The sequence below is a fragment of the Microbacterium galbum genome (assembly GCF_032464915.1).
Lineage (GTDB): Bacteria > Actinomycetota > Actinomycetes > Actinomycetales > Microbacteriaceae > Microbacterium > Microbacterium galbum.
In genome coordinates this window covers 1,350,980-1,370,076 of record NZ_JAWDIS010000001.1, presented here as the reverse complement: position 1 = coordinate 1,370,076, position 19,097 = coordinate 1,350,980, and the positions used below count along the sequence as shown (strand labels likewise).

Genomic DNA, 19,097 nt, shown 5'->3' with positions numbered 1-19,097 from the left:
GGCATTCGCCCGTCGACCCCGAGGAGGCCCGCACATGCTGATGTTCCTGGGCGCCTTCGCGGCTCTCCCTCTGCTCCTCCCGTGGCTCGTCTCGAGGATCGGTGCGCGAGCGTTCTACGTCGCGGCCGTTCTCCCGGCCCTGGCGTTCGCCCACGCCCTGGTGCTCGCTCCCTCCGTGTTCTCCGGGAACATTCCCTTCGAGGAATACCGCTGGATCCCTGCGATCGACGTCTCGCTCTCCATGCGAATGGACGTGCTCGGCTGGATCCTCACCGTCGTCGTCACCGGCGTCGGCGCCCTGGTGATGCTGTACTGCCGCTGGTACTTCCGCGGCAAGACGAAGGGCGTCGGGCAGTTCTCCGCGGTGCTGCTCGCCTTCGCCGGTGCGATGTACGGCCTCGTCCTGACCGACGACGTCGTCGTGCTGGTCATGCTGTGGGAAGTCACGAGCGTGCTCTCGTACCTGCTCATCGGCTACTACCACGCACGTGCCGCCAGCCGACGGGCGGCTCTGCAGGCCCTGCTGGTCACCACGCTCGGCGGCCTGGTCATGCTGATCGGCGTGGTGCTGCTCGTCGTGCAGGCCGGTACCTCGAGCCTGTCGGCCATCCTCGCCGACCCGCCCACTGGCACGGTCGTCGACATCGCCGTGCTGCTGCTGATCGTCGGGGCGTTGAGCAAATCGGCCATCTTCCCCTTCCACTTCTGGCTCCCCGGCGCCATGGCGGCCCCGACCCCGGTCAGCGCGTACCTGCACGCCGCCGCAATGGTGAAGGCGGGCATCTACCTCATCGCGCGCCTCGCGCCGGGCTTCGCCGAGACGCCGTTCTGGCGACCGACGCTGATCGCGCTCGGGGTCTTCACCATGCTGCTCGGTGGTTTCCAAGCCCTGCGCGAGCGCGACCTCAAGCGCATCCTGGCGTTCGGCACGGTCAGTCAGCTGGGCTTCCTGACCGTCATGCTGGGCTACGGAACGCGGGATGCCGCCCTCGCCGGCGCGGCTCTGCTGCTGAGCCACGCGCTGTTCAAGTCGTGCCTCTTCCTCGTCGTGGGCGTCATCGACCGCCAGCTCAACACCCGTGACATCGGGCAGCTGTCGGGCCTTGGTCGGCAGGCTCCCGTCATGGCGACGGCGTCGTTCGTCGCGATCGCATCGATGGCGGGCGTCATCCCGACGCTGGGCTTCGTGGCGAAGGAGACCGCGCTCACCGCCCTCCTGCACGAGGCCGAGGCGGGCGCGGGGTGGGGGACCGTCGCCCTGATCGGAATCGTGCTCGGCTCGGCGCTCACGGCGGCGTACGGCATCCGGTTCCTCTGGGGCGCGTACTGGACCAAGCGCGACGTCGAGACCACCGAGTGGCCCGACCCGCCCATCGGCTTCCTCTCGGCGCCCGTGCTGCTGGCCGCGGCTTCGCTCGCGCTCGGTGTGCTGGCCCCGGTCGTCGACCATTGGCTGGCGCCCTACGCCGACGGTCTTCCCGAGGCGACGCCCGGCGTCGCCGCGCCCGAGTACCCGTACCATCTGGCCCTCTGGCACGGTCTCGAGCCGGCGCTGTTCATCTCGCTCGGCACGCTCGCGCTCGGCGCGGGGATCTTCTGGCTCGTGCGCAAGACGCAGCTGCACAAGCGGCGCCGCGCACTCCCCTTCACGGCGAACGATGTGTACAACGTCGCGCTCCGCGGTATCGATCACTCCTCGGAGTGGGTGACCGCACGCTTCCAGCGGGGTTCGCTGCCCTTCTACGTCGGCACGATCTTCATCGTGCTCGTCATCGCCGAGGGCACGGCCCTGTTCGCCTCGGCCGAGTGGCGGGCGCAGTTGGATGCCTGGCACTCCCCGACGCAGCTCATCGCCGCCCCGCTGATGATCGCCGCCGGCATCCTCGCCGTGCGCGCTCGCAAGCGCTACACGGGCGTTGCGCTCGTCTCGGTCACCGGACTCGGTCTGGTCGTGCTGTTCGCGACGAGCGGCGCCCCCGACCTCGCCCTCACGCAGGTGCTGGTCGAGACCGTCACCCTCGTCGTCTTCGCCCTCGTGCTGCGGCGTCTGCCCGCGCGCATGGGGGAGCAGAACGCCTCCGTGGCGCCGCTGGCCCGGGCCGTGCTCGGCGCGGGCGTCGGTCTCACGATGGCCCTGGTCGCCATCGTCGCGACGGGAGCCCGTCAAGACCTCCCCATCTCGCTCGAGTGGCCCCCGCTGGCGTACGAGATCGGCCACGGCCGCAACGTCGTCAACGTCGCGCTCGTCGACCTGCGCGGATGGGACACGATGGGCGAGCTGTCGGTGCTGGTGCTCGCGGCGACAGGTGTGGCATCCCTCGTCTTCATCACCGATCGCAGCGACAACCTCTCGCGCCGCTCCGGCACCGCGCGCAGTCGGACGGGTCTCGGACGTCGCCGTCCGCTCGTCGAGACCGACAGCGGCGTCCGCGCGCAGCGCGTCGGCGAGACCGGGGCGCCGCGGGCCTGGCTCGTGTCGGGCGCGAAGGTGCAGCCCGAGAACCGGTCGATCCTGCTCGAGATCATCATCCGCGTGCTCTTCCACACGGTGATGGTCATCTCGCTCTACCTCCTCTTCGCGGGGCACAACCTCCCCGGCGGCGGCTTCGCCGGTGGGCTCGTCGCCGGTCTGGGCCTCGTCATGCGCTACATCGCCGGTGGGCGCTGGGAGCTCGGCGCCGCCGCCCCCACCGACGCCGGTCGCCTCCTCGGCGCCGGAATGGCGATCGCCGTGCTGTGCGCCCTGGTGCCGATGTTCTTCGGGTTCGCCCCCCTGCAGAGCTTCACCTTCGAGGGGGAGCTGCCCCTCATCGGTCACTGGGAGTTCGTCACGAGCACGATCTTCGACATCGGCGTCTACCTCGTCGTGATCGGCCTCGTGCTCGACGTGCTGCGCAGCCTCGGCGCCGAGGTCGACCGGCAGTCGCAACTGCCCGAGGACGCGGAGGTGGTGAACCCGTGAACATCTCCCTCGTGCTGGTGATCGTGATGGCCGTGCTCTTCGCGTGCGGCGTCTACGCGATGCTCGAGCGCAGCCTCACGCGCGTGCTCATCGGCTTCCTGCTGCTCGGAAACGCCGCCAACCTGCTGCTGCTCATCGTCATGGGGCGACCGGCCATCGCCCCGTTCTACGACGGCGAGACGGATGCCGCAGAGATGTCGGATGCGCTCCCGCAGGCCCTCATGCTCACCGCGATCGTCATCACGTTCGCGATCTCGGCCTTCCTGCTCGCCCTCATCTACCGCTCGTGGCAGCTCGGTCAGGCCGACACGGTCGTCGACGATGCGGACGACGTCGCCCTGCGCACCCGTACGGCGGAGGAGGTCGAGGACGCGATGGACGAGGAATCGCGCTCCGACGACGACGACGTCACCACCGACTTCGTGGGCGACGTCGCGAACCCGATCCGCGTGCTGCACCAGGGCGATCTGTCGCACCTCGTCGACGACGCGCCGGTCGACCGCGTGGCCGTCCGGCGCCGCACATCCGACGACGACCCCGAGGCCCCCCGCGACCCCCAGGACGGTGATCGCTCGTGAGCGCCCTCGTGCCCCTGCTCGTCGGCATCCCGCTCATCGGCGCCGCGATCAACCTCATCTTCGGTCGTCGCAAGAAGACGCAGATCGTCGTGTCGGTCGCGTCCCTCGCGGCGGTGCTCGTGCTCGGCGCGATCCTGCTCGTCGCGGTCGACACCAACGGCCCCATCGCCGTGGCGATCGCCGCGTGGCAGATCCCCCTCGGCATCGTGCTCTACGTCGACGTGCTGGCCGCTCTGCTCGTGGTCGTCACGAGCATCGTCCTGCTCGCGGTCCTGCTGTTCTCGATCGGTCAGGGGGCGGCCGACAACGACGAGGACACCCCTGTCTCGATCTTCTACCCGGCGTACCTCATCCTGGGCGCGGGCATCTTCAACGCCTTCATCGCCGGCGACCTCTTCAACCTCTACGTCGGCTTCGAGATCCTGCTCGTCGCGTCGTACGTGCTCATCACCCTCGGCGGCACCGAGTCCCGCATCCGCACCGGCGTCGTCTACATCGTCGTGTCGCTGGTGTCGTCGATCCTGTTCCTCGCGGCCATCGCGATGGTCTACGGGGCGCTGGGCACCGTCAACATGGTGCAGATCAGCGAGCGCATGGCGATGCTGCCGCAGGACACGCAGACGATCCTGCACCTCATGCTGCTGCTGGCCTTCGCCATCAAGGCCGCGGTGTTCCCGCTGTCGTTCTGGCTGCCCGACTCGTACCCGACGGCACCGGCCCCGGTCACGGCCGTGTTCGCGGGCCTGCTGACGAAGGTCGGCGTCTACGCGATCATCCGCACCGAGACGCAGCTGTTCGTCGACAACGACATCAACTTCCTGCTGCTCATGGTGGCCCTCGCGACGATGATCGTCGGCGTGCTGGGCGCCGTGGCCCAGGCCGAACTCAAGCGCATCCTGTCGTTCACGCTCGTGAGCCACATCGGCTACATGATCTTCGGCCTCGCGATCAACACACCGCTCGCGGTGGGCGCGACGATCTACTACATCGTCCACCACATCATCGTGCAGACGACCCTGTTCCTCGCCGTCGGGCTGATCGAGCGCCGGGCCGGCAGCACCTCGATCCTCAAGGTCAAGGGACTCATGCGCGCGGCTCCGCTGCTCGCGGTGCTGTACTTCATCCCGGCGATCAACCTGGGCGGGCTCCCGCCGTTCTCGGGCTTCATCGGCAAGTACGCGCTGTTCGACGCCGCGGCCCAGGTGGGCACGCCCGTCATGATCGTGCTCATCGTGGGCGGTATCGTCACCTCGATCCTCACGCTGTACGCGCTCATGCGCGCGTGGAACCTCTCGTTCTGGCGCGAGGACGACGACTCGGCCGAGACGAGCGAGCGCATCGCCTACCTCGGCAACGCCCCCGCGGCGACGATCTCGACCGAGCGACGCACGATCCCGCGCATCATGACCGTCGCGACCGCCGGCATGGTCATCGTCACGATCTCGCTGACGGTGTTCGCCGGTCCCCTTCTCGACGCGTGTCTGCGGGCAGGGGAGCGCATCTACGGCGGGGTCACCCTCGTGCAGCTGCAGGATGCGGAGGACCCGCGATGAGCCCCACCCGCCGCGCGCAGGTGTCGCTTTTCCTGCACCAGCTACCGCTCCTGCTGTGGCTGATCGCTCTGTGGATGCTGCTGTGGGGCCAGTTCACGTGGCTCGCCTTCGTGACGGGTCTCGTCATGGCGGTCTTCGTCACGCGTGTGTTCCGTCTGCCGCCGGTGGAGCTGTCGGGTCGCATCAACCTCTGGTACGGCGTGATCTTCGTCGTCACGTTCCTCGGTGCCGTCGTCAAGGGGTCGCTGATCGTGGCCTGGCAGGTGCTGGACTTCCGTCGCCAGCCCGGCGCCGCGATCATCGCGGTGCCGTTGCGGGTCGACGACGACGTGATCATGGCCCACACCGCGGTGACGGCATCCCTCATCCCGGGGTCGCTCATCGTCGACGTCGACCGCGAGAACCGCACCCTGTATCTGCACACGATCGGGGTGCGCAGCGAAGAGGATGCCGAGCACCAGCGCCGCATCGTGCTCGGCTGGGAGGCGCGCATCACGCGCGCCGTCGGCTCGCGCGAGGAGCTGCAGGAGCTGCGCGCCCGCATCGCCGACAGCTCGACCCATCACCACAGTTCGATCGAATCGCCGCGAGAGGGGAGGACCCTGCTGTGACCGCCCTCGTCGTCGTCATCCTCGTCGTCTTCGCCGTCGCTGCGGTGCTGGCCCTCATCCGGTTGGTGATCGGCCCGTCGATCCTCGACCGTGCGGTCGCCGCCGACGTGCTGCTCACCGAGGTGATCTGCATCCTCGGTGCCGACATGGTGATCAACCACCACACGCGCTCTCTGCCCGCGATGCTCATCATCGCGGCGGTCGGCGTGTTCGGTTCGATCGCCGTCGCCCGCTTCGTCGCGCGGAAGGAGAACCCGCGGTGACCCTCGAATCGGTGCTCGACACCGTCGCCCTCGTCCTCGTGCTGATCGGCGCCGTGCTCTGCCTCACGGCGACGCTGGGGCTGCTGCGCTGGCGTGACGTCCCGACGCGTCTGCACGCGGCGACCAAGCCCCAGGTGCTGGGCGTACTGCTCATCGTCATCGCGGTCGCGCTGTCGCTGCGCACGTGGGAGGTGGTGGCCTTCGGCATCCCGATCGTGCTCATCCAGTTCGCCACGGCTCCGCTCGCGGCGCACATGGTGGGTCGGGCGGCCTACCGCAACCGCACGACCGACGAGGCGAACCTCTTCGTCGACGAGCTGCAGCACAGGACCGAGCAGCCCGGGTCGACCGGGGCGGAGACGCGGCCGGAGAGCTGACGAGTCGGGCGGCCCTCGCGGCCGTGGCGATTCGGTCGGATGCCGGGGTTCACAGCGCCGCGGCGAGGGCCCGACCGACGGTGCGGCCGGTGAACAGGCAGCCGCCGAGGAAGGTGCCCTCGAGCGCGTTGTAGCCGTGGGCGCCGCCGCCGCCGAATCCCGCCGCCTCTCCCGCGGCGTACAGACCCTCGATCGGGCGGCCGGTGGCATCCATCGCCCGTCCGCTCAGGTCGGTCTGGATGCCGCCGAGCGACTTGCGCGTCACGATCCAGAGGCGCACCGCGATAAGGGGTCCGTGGCGCGGGTCGAGCAGTGCGTGGGGCTTCACGGTGCGGAAGATGCGGTCGCCGAGGAACCTTCGGCTGTTGCGGATGCCCATCGCCTGCGCGTCCTTCGCGTAGGGGTTCACCATCTCGCGGTCGCGGTCGACGATCTGTCGGCGGATCGCGTCCTCGTCGAGCAGACCGTCGCCCGTGAGCGCGTTCATCTTGCCCACGAGGTCGCCGAGGGTGTCGGCGACGACGAAGTCGACGCCCCGGGTCTTGAATGCCTCGACCGGCCCGGGCGCGGTGCGACCGAGCCGACTGCGCAGGAGCAGCCCCAGGTCGCGGTCGGTGATGTCGGGATTCTGCTCCGACCCCGACAGGGCGAACTCCTTCTTGATGATCGTCTGGTCGAGCACGAACCACGAGTAGTCGTAGTCGGCGAGGTCGGGGGTGGTGCGCAGCAGGCGCAGGGTGCCGAGCGTGTCGTATCCGGGGAGGCCGGGTGTGGGCAGACGGCGGCCGCGCGCGTCGAGCCACAGGGACGAGGGACCGGGGAGGATGCGGATCGCGTGGCCCGGCCACACCGGCGCGAAGTTCTGCACGCCCTCGGTGTAATGCCACATGCGGTCGCGGTTGACCAAGCGCACGCCCTGCGATTCCGCGATGTCGAGCATGCGCCCGTCGACGTGCGCGGGGACGCCCGTGACCATCTTCTTCGGCGGGGTCCCCAGCCGTTTCGGCCACCAGGCACGGACGCGGTCGTGATCTCCGCCGATCCCGCCCGTGGCGATCACCACGGCGTGCGCGGACAGCTCGAAGGTCGACACCTCGTCGCGCGACGACGACACCCCGCGCGCGGAGTCGTCGGGGGCGAGGATCGCCCCACGGATGCCGGTCACCCGGCCGTCCGTGAACACCAGGGCATCGACCCGGTGGCGGAAACGGAGATCGAGGGCGCCCTCCGCCGCGGCGGCGCGGGCACGGTCGGCGAACGGCTCGGAGATCCCGGTGCCGGTGCCCCAGGGCACGTGGAAGCGAGGGACCGAGTTGCCGTGACCCGCGGCCGAGAGCGACCCGCGCTCCGCCCATCCCACGACGGGCGTGAAGCGCACGCCGTGCTCGTGCAGCCAGGCGCGCTTCTCGTCGGCGGCGAACTCGACGTAGGCGCGTCCCCACTTCTTCGCCCACTCGTCCTCGGCGTGCGGCCCGTCGAGCCGGTCCCACCCGGCCGAGCCCTGCCAGTCCTGCCACGCGAGGTCGAACGAGTCGCGGACACCGAGCCGGCGCTGCATGGGGGAGTCGACGAGGAAGATCCCTCCGAACGACCAGAACGCCTGCCCGCCGAGGTTCGACGCGTTCTCCTGGTCGACGAGCAGCACCCGCTTGCCGGCGCGCACGAGCTCGTTGCTCGCGACGAGGCCGGCCAGCCCCGCGCCCACGATGATGACATCGGCATCCATCGGTTCCTCCCTCGACGCGTCGGCGGTGACGTGCGTGTTCGCATCATCTCTCGGAACGACCGAGAGGCGCGAGGACCGCGCGGCGACTCAGTGCTGTTCGAGAAGGGCCGTGAGGGTCACACGCCGGCTTCGCGGACGTCTTCCGCCGCTTGCGGTGACGGGGTCCCCTCCGCGGGGTCGGGCGTCTCGGTGCGGTGGTCGAGTTCGCGTGCCTCCCGCTCCTCCCGGCGGCCCTCGGCGAGGAATGCCAGGCGGTTCAGGCACTCGTGGTTGCGCGCCACGAGCATCGGTTTCCACAGCACCGAGGGCAGCAGGGCGGCGGCACCCGAGACCGGCTCCTCGAGGATCGTCACGGCGATCCCGTCGCCGTGCGGGCGCACATCGATGCGGATCACGCCTCGACCGAGGAGACCGGCTTCCGGCCGCAGCCGGAGTCGTCGCGGCGGGTCCCACTCGACGATCTCGGTCTCGTCATGGATCATCACGGGCCAGACGCCGAGGGAGTGATGGATGCGGCTGCCCTCGCGGGGCCACTCCGCGTCGACGTCGCGCATGCGGGCGGCGCCGACGACCCACACGGGGTAGAGCCACCCGTCGGACAGCACCGCGAAGAGGTCGTCGGGTGTGCACCGCATGAGGCGGGTGTTGCGGGCGGCCATGGCACTGCATCCCTCCGGTCGACGTGATTCGACTGTAGGGGGTGGATGCCGCGTCCGCGGCGGGACTTGACGGTTCGGTCGGGAGGGGGCGTCGGGGTGGCTGAGCTCGTCGAAGCCACCGGGAGTGGGGGCGCAGGGAGGTGGCTGAGCTCGTCGAAGCCACCGGGGTTGGTGCGGGCCCGGCCCCTTCGACAGGCTCAGGGGCTCGCGTCGCGAAGGGGGCTCGCGTCGCGAAGGGGCCTCGCGTCGCGCCGGGGCCTCGGCGCTGCGCGAGGCCTCGGCGTCGCGAAGGGGCCTCCGGCGTTGCGCAGGGCCGGCGCTGCGCCGGGGCCCGGGGTGGAGAGTGGCCCCGGGGCGCGAAGGACCACCTCCGCGCCCCGGGCACCTCCGCGCCCCGGGCACCTCCGCGCCCCGGGCACCTCCGCGCCCGCCTCAGCCGTGCGTGATGTCGGTCACCACGCCCTTCGCCAGGCGCAGCCGGCGGCGGGCGCGGCGGGCCACCGCCGAGTCGTGCGTCACGACCACCAGCGTCAGCCCCTCGGCGTTGAGCGTCTCGAGCACGTCGAGGATCTCGTCGCGCATGCTCTCGTCGAGGTTGCCCGTCGGTTCGTCGGCGAGCAGCACCCGCGGCTGCTTGGCGACGGCCCGCGCGATGGCGACGCGCTGCTGCTGCCCGCCCGAGAGCTCTCCCGGGCGGTGATCGGCGCGGTCGGCGAGACCCACGCGCGTGAGCGCCTCGGTCACGCGTCGGTCGCGCTCGCCGCGATCGAGGCGCAGCGGCTCGAGGCCCATGTCGACGTTCTCCGCCGCCGTCAGGGTCGGGATGAGGTTGAAGCCTTGGAACACGAAGCCGATCTCCTCGGCACGCAGGCGGCTCAGCTGCGCGTTCGACGCCCGTGCGATGTCGACCTCGCCGAGGGTCACCGACCCGCTCGAGGGCCGGTCGAGGGCGCCGAGCATCTGCAGCAGCGTCGACTTGCCGCCGCCGGTCGGGCCCTGGATGGTCACGAAGTCGCCCGCGGCGATCTCGAGGTCGATGCCCGCGAGAGCCTGCACGGTGCGATCCCGCTGACGGTACGTGCGCGTCACCTGCGAGAGGCGGTACGCGGTGGCGGTGGCGGTGGGAACGGTGAGGGTCATGATGTCTCCTTCGAAGGACGGGGGATGCCGCTCACGCGACCGAACGGAGGGCGGCGGCGGGGCTGAGGCGTGCAGCACGCCATCCGCCGAACGCTCCGGCGAGCACGCCGCCGAGGACGGCGATGCCGACCGCGGCCACCACGACGACCGGGGTGACGGGGGCGCTGAGGACGATGTCGGTGGCCTGCGCGGCCGCCTGACCGAATCCGCCGCCGGGGCCGCCGGCTCCCGGCCCGCCCTGTCCACCGCCGGAGGTGTTCGCGGCGACCGACACGGTCGGCGAGATGAAGTTGACCAGCAGGATGCCGCCGAGCCCGAGGATCAGACCCGCGACACCGCCGAGCAGGCCCTGGACGAGCGACTCGCCCGCGACCTGCCGCACGATGCGCGCGTTCGACCACCCGATGGCCTTGAGCGTGCCGAATTCGCGCGTGCGGCGGGCGACGCCCGAGATCGTGAAGAGCACCGCGATGGCCAGGGCGACCAGCAGCACGACGAGGCTGAGCCAAGTGCCGAGGTTCGAGATCATCGTCGAGGCGCTCGAGAGAGACCCCGAGACGGTGGAGGCGAGCTCCGACTGCGAGCTCACCGTCGCGTCGGGCAGCGCGGCGGTGAGCTCGCTCTGCACCTGGTCGATGGCATCCGCCGAATCGGCCTGCACGTACACGGTCGAGACCACGTCGCCGACCCCGGCCAGCGTCTGGGCCACGTCGAGGGGGAGGTAGACGTTCGCGGCGGTGTCGGCGTCGGCCGAAGCCGAGGCGACGATGCCGACGATCTGCATCGCAGTGCCGCCCACGTCGACGGTGCCGCCGAGGCTCAGTCCGGCGCTCGCCGCGTACGTCGCGTCGATGACCGCGACGTTCGTTCCGGCATCCGCTGCCTCCAGGGCACGACCCTCGCTGACCGTGACGGAGGAGAGGGGGCCGACGGATGCCGCCGGGTCGACGCCCAGCACCCTGAAGGAGTCCACGCCGAAGGCGCTGCCGCCGTCGCCGCCCGGGCCGCCCGCCGGCGGTTGGCCCATGCCCTGTCCCTGCTCGGTGCCGGTGCCGGTGCCGGTGCCGGTGTCGGCGCTGCGGTCGGGGATCTCGCCCGAGAACGTCGTGTTGGTGAGGGCGAGGGCGCCGGTCGCGGCCGTCACCCCGTCGAGACCCGTCACCGTGGTCACGGTCGACGCGTCGAGCGTGCCGCGCATCATGTCGGTCATCAGGCGCGACTGGCTGAGGGTGGTCGTCCCGTCGCTGGTGGCGCCGTCGTCGGCGCCGAAGTCGAAGCGCGGACCGCCGCCGCCTTCGCCCGGCTCGGTCTGCGCCCCGGTGACGGTGAGGTCGGTGCCGACTCCGTAGACCGACGAAAGCGCCTGCGACTGCGCGTCGCGCACCCCCGCCGAGAGCGCGTTGACCACGATGACGAGCGCAATGGCGATCGCGAGTCCGACCGCGACGATCACGGTCTGTTTGGTGCGGCCGGCGAGTTCGCGCCGCAGGTAGGTGCCGTACATGCTTCTCCTTCCGGACGCGGGGTGCGGCCGTCGCAGTGAACGTAGGAACGGCACCCTCACCGCCGCCTCACGCTTTCTATGAAGCGCGTATGTCGCGGTGACACGGCCGCTGTGGGCGGGCATGCTGGCATCCATGACCTCCCGCCCCGCCCCCCTGCTGCGTCCCGACGGCACGCCGATCCGCGCTCTCGTCGTCGACGACGAGGCCAACCTGAGCGAGCTGCTGCGCATGGCACTGCAGAACGAGGGGTGGGACGCCCGCACCGCCGCCGACGGCCAGGAGGCGCTCGGCGTCATCCGCGACTTCGACCCCGACCTGCTGGTGCTCGACATCATGATGCCGGGGCTCGACGGCATGGGGCTGCTCGCCCGGGTCCGCGCGGCCGGGAACGACGCCCCCGTGCTCTTCTTGACGGCGAAGGATGCCGTGGAAGACCGCATCGCCGGCATCTCGGCCGGCGCCGACGACTACGTCACCAAGCCGTTCAACCTCGAGGAGGTCGTCGTCCGACTGCGCGGCATGGCCCGACGCCACGTCGCCGCCGTCGCCGACGCCGATCCGCGACTGCGCGTGGGCGATCTGACCCTCGACGAGGAGGCCTACGAGGTCGAGCGCGGTGGCATCCCGATCAAGCTCACCGCGCGCGAGTTCGAGCTGCTGCGCTACCTCATGCAGAACCCCCGCCGGGTGCTGAGCAAGGCGCAGATCCTCGACCAGGTGTGGAGCTACGACTTCGGCGGCGACGGCAGCGTCGTCGAGATCTACATCTCGTACCTGCGCAAGAAGATCGACACCCTCGGCGAACCCCTCATCCACACGGTGCGCGGCGTCGGCTACACGATCAAGGCGTCATGACCGCGTCCGCCGTGTCGCGGCATCCGTCGTCGCGGCGGCGGTGGACGCTGCGCCGCACCCTCGTCGTCGGGACCAGCCTGCTCGTCGCGCTGGCCTTCGTGGTGATGAGTCTCGCGACGATCGTCTCGCTGCGTTCCTTCACCCTCGACCGGCTCGATCAGCAGGTGACCGAGGGGCTGTCGTTCGCGGCGGGCCGCGGGTCGTTCGAGAACCGGAGCGGATCGCAGCCGCCGCCGAGCCAGACGCAGGGTCAGGATGCCGGCCGCCCGGCGCCGCGGATCGGCTCGCTGCAGGTGACGGTCGCCTCCGACGGCACCGTTCGCGCGTCGGAGTACACCCGCAGCGACGGCACGCAAGTGCAGCTCACCGCGGACCAGGTGGCGTCGCTGCGGGCGGGCGTGCCGACCGACCGCGTCCCGACCACGATCGACCTGGGCGGTGACCTGGGCTCGTTCCGGGTCGCCGCGGCCGAGGTCGACGGCACGACGGTGTTCGCCGGCAACTCGGATGCCGACGTCACGGCGACCACGACGGCCCTGACGGTGATCCTCCTCGCGGTGAGCGCGGCGACCCTGCTGATCGCCGTGGTCGGCCTCTCGCTCTTCGTGCGCCGGAGTCTGCGGCCCCTCGATCGCGTGGCCGCGGTCGCTCAGCGGGTGTCGACGCTGTCCCTCGCGGCGGGCAGCGTCGAGATCCCCGACCGGGTCGCCCCCGCCGACACCGATCCGGTCACGGAGGTGGGCCGGGTCGGAGCATCGCTCAATGGGCTGCTCGGCCACGTGCAGTCCTCGCTCGCGGCCCGTCAGCACAGCGAGGACCAGCTCCGCCGTTTCATCGCCGACGCCAGCCACGAGCTGCGCACGCCCCTGTCGAGCATCCGCGGCTACGCGCAGCTGTCGCTGGGCGAAGACGCACCGATGACGCCGACGCAGGCCCGCTCGTTCGACCGGATCGAGTCGGAGGCCACGCGCATGGCATCCCTCGTCGACGACCTGCTGCTGCTGGCCCGCCTGGATGCCGGTCAGCCCCTGCGCCGCGACGAGGTGGAGCTCACGCTCCTCGCCGTCGACGCCGTGAGCGACGCGCAGGCGGCGGATGCCGCGCACGCCTGGCGCCTCGACGTCACCGACGACCTCATCTCGGTGACGGGCGATGAGAACCGCCTGCGCCAGGTCGTGGCAAACCTGCTGCGCAACGCGCAGGTGCACACCCCTCCGGGGACGACGGTGACCCTGTCGCTCGCTCGCGACGGGGCGGGGGCGGTGCTGCGCGTCGCCGACGACGGACCGGGGATCGACCCGGGGGTCGCCGGGCGGCTGTTCGACCGATTCGCCCGTGCCGAGGACTCCCGCAACCGGGATGCCGGCAGCACGGGCCTCGGGCTCTCGATCGCCCAGGCGATCACCGAGGCCCACGGCGGGAGCATCGCGGTCGAGAGCGTTCCGGGGCGGACGGTGTTCGAGGTGCGGCTGCCGGTGTGACCCGGCGCTCACGCGTGAGTCGCCAGAAATCGTCGCCGGGGAATGACCGGAAGCGACAGATTCTGGCGACTCGCGCGGGGTGCGGAGGGCGCGTCAGCCGATCAGGCTCGGCTGCAGGTCGCGCAGGGTGCGGTGGTGCGTCATGCGGGTCACGCCGATCGCCGCGAGCAGCACGCCGCCGACCATCCACGCCCCGAGCACGAGCAGGTCGGGGCCGACCCGCGAGACGTCTCCGCCGTACATGACCTGGCGCATCGCATCCACGACGTACCCCATCGGCAGCACGTGGTGCAGCGCCGCCAGGGGAGCGGGGAGCGTCTGCCACGGGAACGTCCCGCCCGCGGTGACGAGCTGCAGGACCATCAGCACGAGGCCGAGGAACTGCCCCACCGAGCCGAGCCACACGTTCAGCGCCAGCACGATCGCCGCATACGTCGCCGAGGCGAAGAGCAGGATGCCGAGGGCGGCCCACGGATTCGCGAACGAGAACTGCAGGGCGATCGCGAGCACCGTGAACAGCCCCACCATCTGCAGGGCACCGAGGCCCGCCGGCGTGAGCCATCCCGCGAGGGTCACCCGCACGGGGGAGCGCAGGGCCGTGATGGCGCGCTTGGAGACGGGCTTGACGATGAGGAACAGCGCGTAGATGCCGATCCAGCCGGCCAAGGCGGCGAAGAAGGGCGCGAGGCCCGCACCGTAGTTCTGCGCTTTCGTGACCGAGCTCGTGCCGACGGCGACGGGATCACTGATGGCCGCGGCCTGGGCCGCCCGCGTGGCGTCGTCGGAGTCGGGGATCTGATCGACGCCCGCCGAGAGACCGTCGCGCAGCTGGGTCGCGCCGTCGGAGAGCTGGCCGATGCCGCTGTCGAGCTGGGCCGCGCCATCGCGCAGCTGGGCGGATCCGTCGCGCAGCCGCACGGCACCGGATGCCGCCGAGGCGGCGCCGTCGGCGAGGGCCGACGCCCCGTCGGCCGCGTTCGCCGCGCCGGACGCCACCGAGGCGCTGCCGTCGGCGACCTGGCGGGCGCCGTCGTCGAGCTGATTGATCTGGTCGACCGTGCTCTGCACGCGATCGTTCGCCGATGTGAGACGTTCGCCCACGGGGTCGAGGCGCGACAGGATCTCGTCGATGCGCGCCTGGTCGAGACCGGCGTTCGCGAGGGCCGTGGCGATGTCGGCGCGTGCCTGGGGGAGTTGCGCCGCGGCGTCGCCGGCGATCGAGCCGACCTGCCGCGCAGCCGCGTCGATGCGGTCCACGCCGTCGGCGACCTGCGCCGCCCCGTCGGCGACGCGCGCCGATCCGTCACGCAGCTGCGCGGTGCCGTCGCGAAGCTGACCCGCTCCCGCTGAGAGCTGGGCCGTGCCATCGGCCAGCTGCGCCGATCCGTCGGCGAGGGTCGTCGACCCGCCCGCGAGCTGCGACGAACCGTCTTTCGCCGTGCCGAGACCGTCGACGAGCTGGGTCGCCCCGTTGGTGGCATCCACGAGCTTCACGCGGATGGTGTGCAGGGCGTCGAGCAGGGTCCCCCCGGCCTCGTCGATCACCTTCTGCGCGACGGAGGTCTGGATCTTGGCGACCGCTTGCGTGCCGATGGTGGAGGCGAGGTAGTTGTTCGCGTCGTTCGTGCGCAGCTCGATGTCGGCCTGGCGCGGGGTGTTCGTCGAGAGCGAGGCCACGGCATCGGTGAAGTCGGTCGGCAGGGTCACGACGAAGTCGAAGTCGCCGGCCTGCAGGCCGGCGTCGGCCTGATCCGACGAGACCCGGTGCCACTCGAACGTGCCGTCGTCGAGCAGCTGCTCGGCCGCCTCGTCGCCGAGGTTGCGCTGCTCGCCGTTGACGTCGGCGCCCTGGTCATCGACCACGAGGGCCACGGGAACCTCGGACAGGTTGCCGTAGGGGTCCTGATTCGCCCACAGGTAGAGGCCGCCGTAGAGGATCGGGACCGCCAGCAGCGCGACCAGCGCCAGCACCGACATGCGCGTGGACGTGAGGCGGCGCAGCTCGGCCGCGATCATCTGGGGGATCTTCACCGCGTGGCCTCCTCGGCCTCGTCGAACGAATCGATCGCGGTGCGCGAAGCGCTGCCCGCGATCACGAGCACGGCGTAGCCGCGTTCGGCGAATTCCCGCGCGATGCGCCACCACCCGAGAGGCTCGCCACCGTGGCGGTCGGGTGCGACGAGCACCAGACCCTCGACGTCCGCGCGCAGGGCGGCGAGCTCGAGCAGCAGCCGCACGCGTGCGGCCGGATCGACGTTGCCGATGGGCAGTCCGGCGATCGCCTCGAGCCCGATCTGCTCGAGCCAGCGCGCCGCGGCGAACGGCGTCGGCGCGCGCCCGGCGAACATCAGCTCCTCGGCGACGACGCCGGTGACGGTGACGTTCGGCTCGGGCTCCGACACGACCGGTGCGTCGACGAGCGCGACGCGACGGCGGATCGCCCCGCGGTCGGCGCGACCGTCGATCGTGACGGTGCCGGCGTCGACCTTCATGCGACCGGATGCCACGAGGCCCAGCACCGTGGGCCGCTGCTCGGTCTCGGCGACGACGAGGGAGGCCGCGCCGGTCTCGTAGGCCGTCGAGGTCTCGGGCAGGGCACTGCGTCCTTTGGCGACGGCGTCGACGACGATTCTCATCAGGCCTGCGCCTCCAGCTCGGGGTGCTGCGCGAGGATGCCGCGCGCCTCGGTCCACGACAGGCCGGCCATGCCCAGCACGGCGCACACCGCGATGGAGCGGGCGGTCGAGGACTCGGCATCCACCCGGGAGACCACCATGCGGCCGGTCTCTTCGAGCAGGCGCGCCAGGGTGGGCGCGGGGAGGTCGGTGCGCAGCTCTTCCGCCTCCTGACCCCGGCGCACGATCGCATCGATGCGGCGGCGCAGCGGAGCCAGGGCCGCCGAGGTCTCGGGCAGGTGCGCGTCGTCGAGCGCGAGGGCCGCGGCGGCCTGCACGTGGGCGGCTTCGCGCCAGAGCTCGGATGCCAGGCGGGCGAGCGCGACGCGGGAATCCGCGTCGTCGACGTCGTCGGCGATGGCGTTGAAGCGCGCGGCGCCGGCGGCGATGACCTCGCGCACGATGGCGTTGCGGTCGTCGAAGTGGCCGTAGAGGGCGCGGCGCGACAGGCCGGCGCGGCGGGCGATCGTGTCGATCGAGGCGCGGGGGTCGTGCCCGATGGCGGCGGTGGCCGCATCGAGGATGCCGGCGCGGTTCTCGACGGCGTCGCGGCGGGTGGGGATGCTCACGCGTCGAGTGTACGCCTAAAGTGCACAGTAGTGTGCAACTTAGTTTCGCCGCCCTCTGAAGGATCGAGCGGTGCGCCGATCCCGCCTCCTCTGTCTGCTGACCGTTCCCCTCGTCGCGACGAGTCTCGCCGGGTGCACGGCGGACGCCCCGACCGGCGCCGCGACGCCGACGTTCACGAAATCGATGAGTGAGCTGCGTATCGACGCTCGCGAGACCAGCGATGATCTGGTTGCCGCGTTCGGCGAGATCCGCTTCGATCAACCCGTCGACGTCGACGTCGAGGACTGCGCGGGGGAAGAAGCGGGAATCGGTCGCTGGCACGGGAATCGCGTCTTCGGAGCCACCGCCCCCGCCTCGACGATCGCGGGACTCCGGGACGCGTACGCCACAGACGCCTCGGTGACGACGGGCGCGCCCGGAGACGTGGAATTGACGCCGGGCAGGAGCGTGATCGCACAGATGCCGTGGACACTCATCCGCGATGACGCCGGGTCATATCTCCTCCAAGCCCCGGAGGGGCCTAAGGCAACCGTCTTCAGCGCCTGCGGCGTCCTCTAGAAGAGCAGGCCGTCGAGAACGCACGAGAGCCCGCGACGCCAGGCGCCGCGGGCTCTCGTGCGTGACTGCCTCAGTCGGTGCCGGCGTCGAACGCGGCGGACTCGCCCGCGGCATCCGTCGCCTCGGCCAGGCGCTCGCCGGCGGCAGAGAGGGGAGCGGCGGGCTCGATGATCTCCTGCGCGCCGCCCGCGGCGACATCGCCGACGAGCTCGCCGGTCGGGCCGCCGATGAGGCCGAGCGAGGCGTACTGCTCGAGACGGGCGCGCGAGTCGGCGATGTCGAGGTTGCGCATGGTGAGCTGACCGATGCGGTCGACCGGACCGAACGCGGCGTCGCCGACGCGCTCCATCGACAACTTCTCGGGCGAATACGACATGCCGGATGCCACGGTGTCGAGGATCGTGTAGTCCTCGCCGCGGCGCAGGCGCACCGTGACCGAGCCGGTGATGGTCGATCCGACCCACTTCTGGATCGACTCGCGGAGCATGAGCGACTGCGGCTCGAGCCAGCGGCCCTCGTACATGAGGCGACCGAGGCGACGACCCTGCTCGTGGTAGGTGGCCAGGGTGTCTTCGTTCAGGATGCTGTTGACCAGGCGCTCGTAGGTCAGGAACAGCAGCGCCATGCCCGGGGCCTCGTAGATGCCGCGCGACTTGGCCTCGATGATGCGGTTCTCGATCTGGTCGCTCATGCCGAGGCCGTGGCGTCCGCCGATCGTGTTCGCCTCGCGCACCAGGGCGACCGGGTCGTCGAAGCGCGTGCCGTTGATCGCGACCGGACGACCTGCCTCGAAGGTGACGGTGACGTCCTCGGTCTCGATCTCGACCGCGGGGTCCCAGAAGCGCACGCCCATGATCGGCTCGACGATCTCGAGCGAGACGTCGAGGTGCTCGAGGGTCTTGGCCTCGTGCGTGGCGCCCCAGATGTTGGCGTCTGTCGAGTAGGCCTTCTCGGCGCTGTCGCGGTAGGGGAAGTCATGCGCGACGAGCCACTCGCTCATCTCTTTGCGGCCGCCCAGCTCGGTGACGAAGTCCGCGTCGAGCCAGGGCTTGTAGATGCGCAGGGCGGGGTTGGCGAGCAGGCCGTAGCGGTAGAACCGCTCGATGTCGTTGCCCTTGTAGGTGGAGCCGTCGCCCCAGATGTCGACGCCGTCTTCTTTCATGGCGCGCACGAGCAGCGTGCCGGTGACGGCACGACCCAGGGGCGTGGTGTTGAAGTAGGTGCGGCCGCCCGAGCGGATGTGGAACGCGCCGCAGGCGAGCGCGACGAAGCCCTCTTCGACCAGCGCCGTCTTGCAGTCGACCAGGCGCGAGACCTCGGCGCCGTACTGCGTCGCGCGGCCGGGGATCGAGGCGATGTCGTCTTCGTCGTACTGCCCGAGGTCGCCCGTGTAGGTGCAGGGAACCGCGCCCTTGTCGCGCATCCACGCGACGGCCACGGAGGTGTCGAGACCACCCGAGAAGGCGATGCCGACGCGCTCGCCGACGGGAAGGGACTGCAGGACCTTGGACATGCCCTCGATTCTAGGGCGGAGGGATGCCGCAGCCCGACTCCGGTGGAGGAGTGCGGCCGGCGAGCTGCCTG

At 71.0% G+C, this 19,097-nt stretch carries 17 protein-coding genes; 9 read left to right on the top strand and 8 right to left on the bottom strand.

Translation table 11 applies throughout. From position 1 onward, the window contains the following. Positions 1–34 precede the first annotated feature (34 nt). The 6 genes from RWH45_RS06450 to mnhG are packed head-to-tail and all read left to right on the top strand — an operon-like array spanning position 35 to position 6,344. The gene (locus RWH45_RS06450) at positions 35–2,962 is read left to right on the top strand and encodes a Na+/H+ antiporter subunit A (protein ID WP_315994056.1); all 2,928 of its coding nucleotides are present in this window, start codon (positions 35–37) and stop codon (positions 2,960–2,962) included. After that, a complete protein-coding gene (locus RWH45_RS06445) occupies positions 2,959–3,540 on the top strand; it encodes a Na(+)/H(+) antiporter subunit C (protein ID WP_315994055.1) in 582 nt (193 codons plus the stop codon). The genes RWH45_RS06450 and RWH45_RS06445 overlap by 4 nt, the downstream gene beginning before the upstream one ends. After that, positions 3,537–5,093, top strand: a complete 1,557-nt coding sequence (locus RWH45_RS06440; protein ID WP_315994054.1) for a Na+/H+ antiporter subunit D — start codon at positions 3,537–3,539, stop codon at positions 5,091–5,093. Before RWH45_RS06445 ends, RWH45_RS06440 begins: the two co-directional genes overlap by 4 nt. After that, positions 5,090–5,704, top strand: a complete 615-nt coding sequence (locus RWH45_RS06435) for a Na+/H+ antiporter subunit E (RefSeq protein ID WP_315994053.1) — start codon at positions 5,090–5,092, stop codon at positions 5,702–5,704. Before RWH45_RS06440 ends, RWH45_RS06435 begins: the two co-directional genes overlap by 4 nt. After that, a complete protein-coding gene (locus RWH45_RS06430) occupies positions 5,701–5,967 on the top strand; it encodes an MrpF/PhaF family protein (RefSeq protein WP_315994052.1) in 267 nt (88 codons plus the stop codon). Before RWH45_RS06435 ends, RWH45_RS06430 begins: the two co-directional genes overlap by 4 nt. Then, the gene (mnhG, locus tag RWH45_RS06425) at positions 5,964–6,344 is read left to right on the top strand and encodes a monovalent cation/H(+) antiporter subunit G (RefSeq protein WP_315994051.1); all 381 of its coding nucleotides are present in this window, start codon (positions 5,964–5,966) and stop codon (positions 6,342–6,344) included. The genes RWH45_RS06430 and mnhG overlap by 4 nt, the downstream gene beginning before the upstream one ends. 49 nt (positions 6,345–6,393) lie before the next feature. On the opposite strand, the gene RWH45_RS06420 is transcribed toward mnhG, so the two are convergent. From RWH45_RS06420 to RWH45_RS06405, 4 genes are all read right to left on the bottom strand, one after another. Then, positions 6,394–8,070 (bottom strand): FAD-binding dehydrogenase, encoded by a 1,677-nt coding sequence (locus RWH45_RS06420; RefSeq protein ID WP_315994050.1) that lies wholly within the window; start codon positions 8,068–8,070, stop codon positions 6,394–6,396. 116 nt (positions 8,071–8,186) lie between these two features. After that, the gene (locus tag RWH45_RS06415; RefSeq protein ID WP_315994049.1) at positions 8,187–8,729 is read right to left on the bottom strand and encodes an SRPBCC family protein; all 543 of its coding nucleotides are present in this window, start codon (positions 8,727–8,729) and stop codon (positions 8,187–8,189) included. A 432-nt stretch (positions 8,730–9,161) separates the two neighbouring features. Next, positions 9,162–9,869 carry an ABC transporter ATP-binding protein gene (locus tag RWH45_RS06410; RefSeq protein WP_315994048.1) on the bottom strand — a complete coding sequence of 236 codons (708 nt, stop codon included), beginning with the start codon at positions 9,867–9,869 and terminating at the stop codon, positions 9,162–9,164. Between the two features lie 31 nt (positions 9,870–9,900). Then, positions 9,901–11,373 (bottom strand): ABC transporter permease, encoded by a 1,473-nt coding sequence (locus RWH45_RS06405; protein ID WP_315994047.1) that lies wholly within the window; start codon positions 11,371–11,373, stop codon positions 9,901–9,903. 133 nt (positions 11,374–11,506) lie between these two features. On the opposite strand from RWH45_RS06405, the gene RWH45_RS06400 reads away from it, so the two are divergent. Both RWH45_RS06400 and RWH45_RS06395 read left to right on the top strand, forming a co-directional pair. Continuing rightward, entirely contained in the window at positions 11,507–12,229 is a 723-nt protein-coding gene (locus tag RWH45_RS06400; protein ID WP_315994046.1) for a response regulator transcription factor, read from the top strand. Further along, positions 12,226–13,710, top strand: coding sequence for a sensor histidine kinase (locus RWH45_RS06395; protein ID WP_315994045.1), 1,485 nt, complete (start codon positions 12,226–12,228; stop codon positions 13,708–13,710). The genes RWH45_RS06400 and RWH45_RS06395 overlap by 4 nt, the downstream gene beginning before the upstream one ends. 93 nt (positions 13,711–13,803) lie before the next feature. On the opposite strand, the gene RWH45_RS06390 is transcribed toward RWH45_RS06395, so the two are convergent. From RWH45_RS06390 to RWH45_RS06380, 3 genes are read right to left on the bottom strand one after another with little or no spacing between them, the layout of a single operon-like run. After that, positions 13,804–15,741, bottom strand: coding sequence for a YhgE/Pip family protein (locus RWH45_RS06390; RefSeq protein ID WP_315994044.1), 1,938 nt, complete (start codon positions 15,739–15,741; stop codon positions 13,804–13,806). Then, positions 15,738–16,346, bottom strand: coding sequence for a hypothetical protein (locus RWH45_RS06385; protein ID WP_315994043.1), 609 nt, complete (start codon positions 16,344–16,346; stop codon positions 15,738–15,740). Before RWH45_RS06385 ends, RWH45_RS06390 begins: the two co-directional genes overlap by 4 nt. Then, complete coding sequence (locus RWH45_RS06380) at positions 16,346–16,954, bottom strand: TetR/AcrR family transcriptional regulator (protein ID WP_315994042.1); 609 nt, start codon at positions 16,952–16,954, stop codon at positions 16,346–16,348. Before RWH45_RS06380 ends, RWH45_RS06385 begins: the two co-directional genes overlap by 1 nt. A gap of 70 nt (positions 16,955–17,024) precedes the next feature. Here RWH45_RS06380 and RWH45_RS06375 point away from each other — a divergent pair, with 70 nt between their 5' ends. Next, positions 17,025–17,513: a hypothetical protein gene (locus tag RWH45_RS06375; RefSeq protein ID WP_315994041.1), complete on the top strand. Its 489-nt coding sequence runs from the start codon at positions 17,025–17,027 to the stop codon at positions 17,511–17,513. A gap of 70 nt (positions 17,514–17,583) precedes the next feature. On the opposite strand, the gene argG is transcribed toward RWH45_RS06375, so the two are convergent. Beyond that, positions 17,584–19,026 carry an argininosuccinate synthase gene (gene argG, locus RWH45_RS06370; protein ID WP_315994040.1) on the bottom strand — a complete coding sequence of 481 codons (1,443 nt, stop codon included), beginning with the start codon at positions 19,024–19,026 and terminating at the stop codon, positions 17,584–17,586. Between the last annotated feature and the right edge of the window lie 71 nt (positions 19,027–19,097).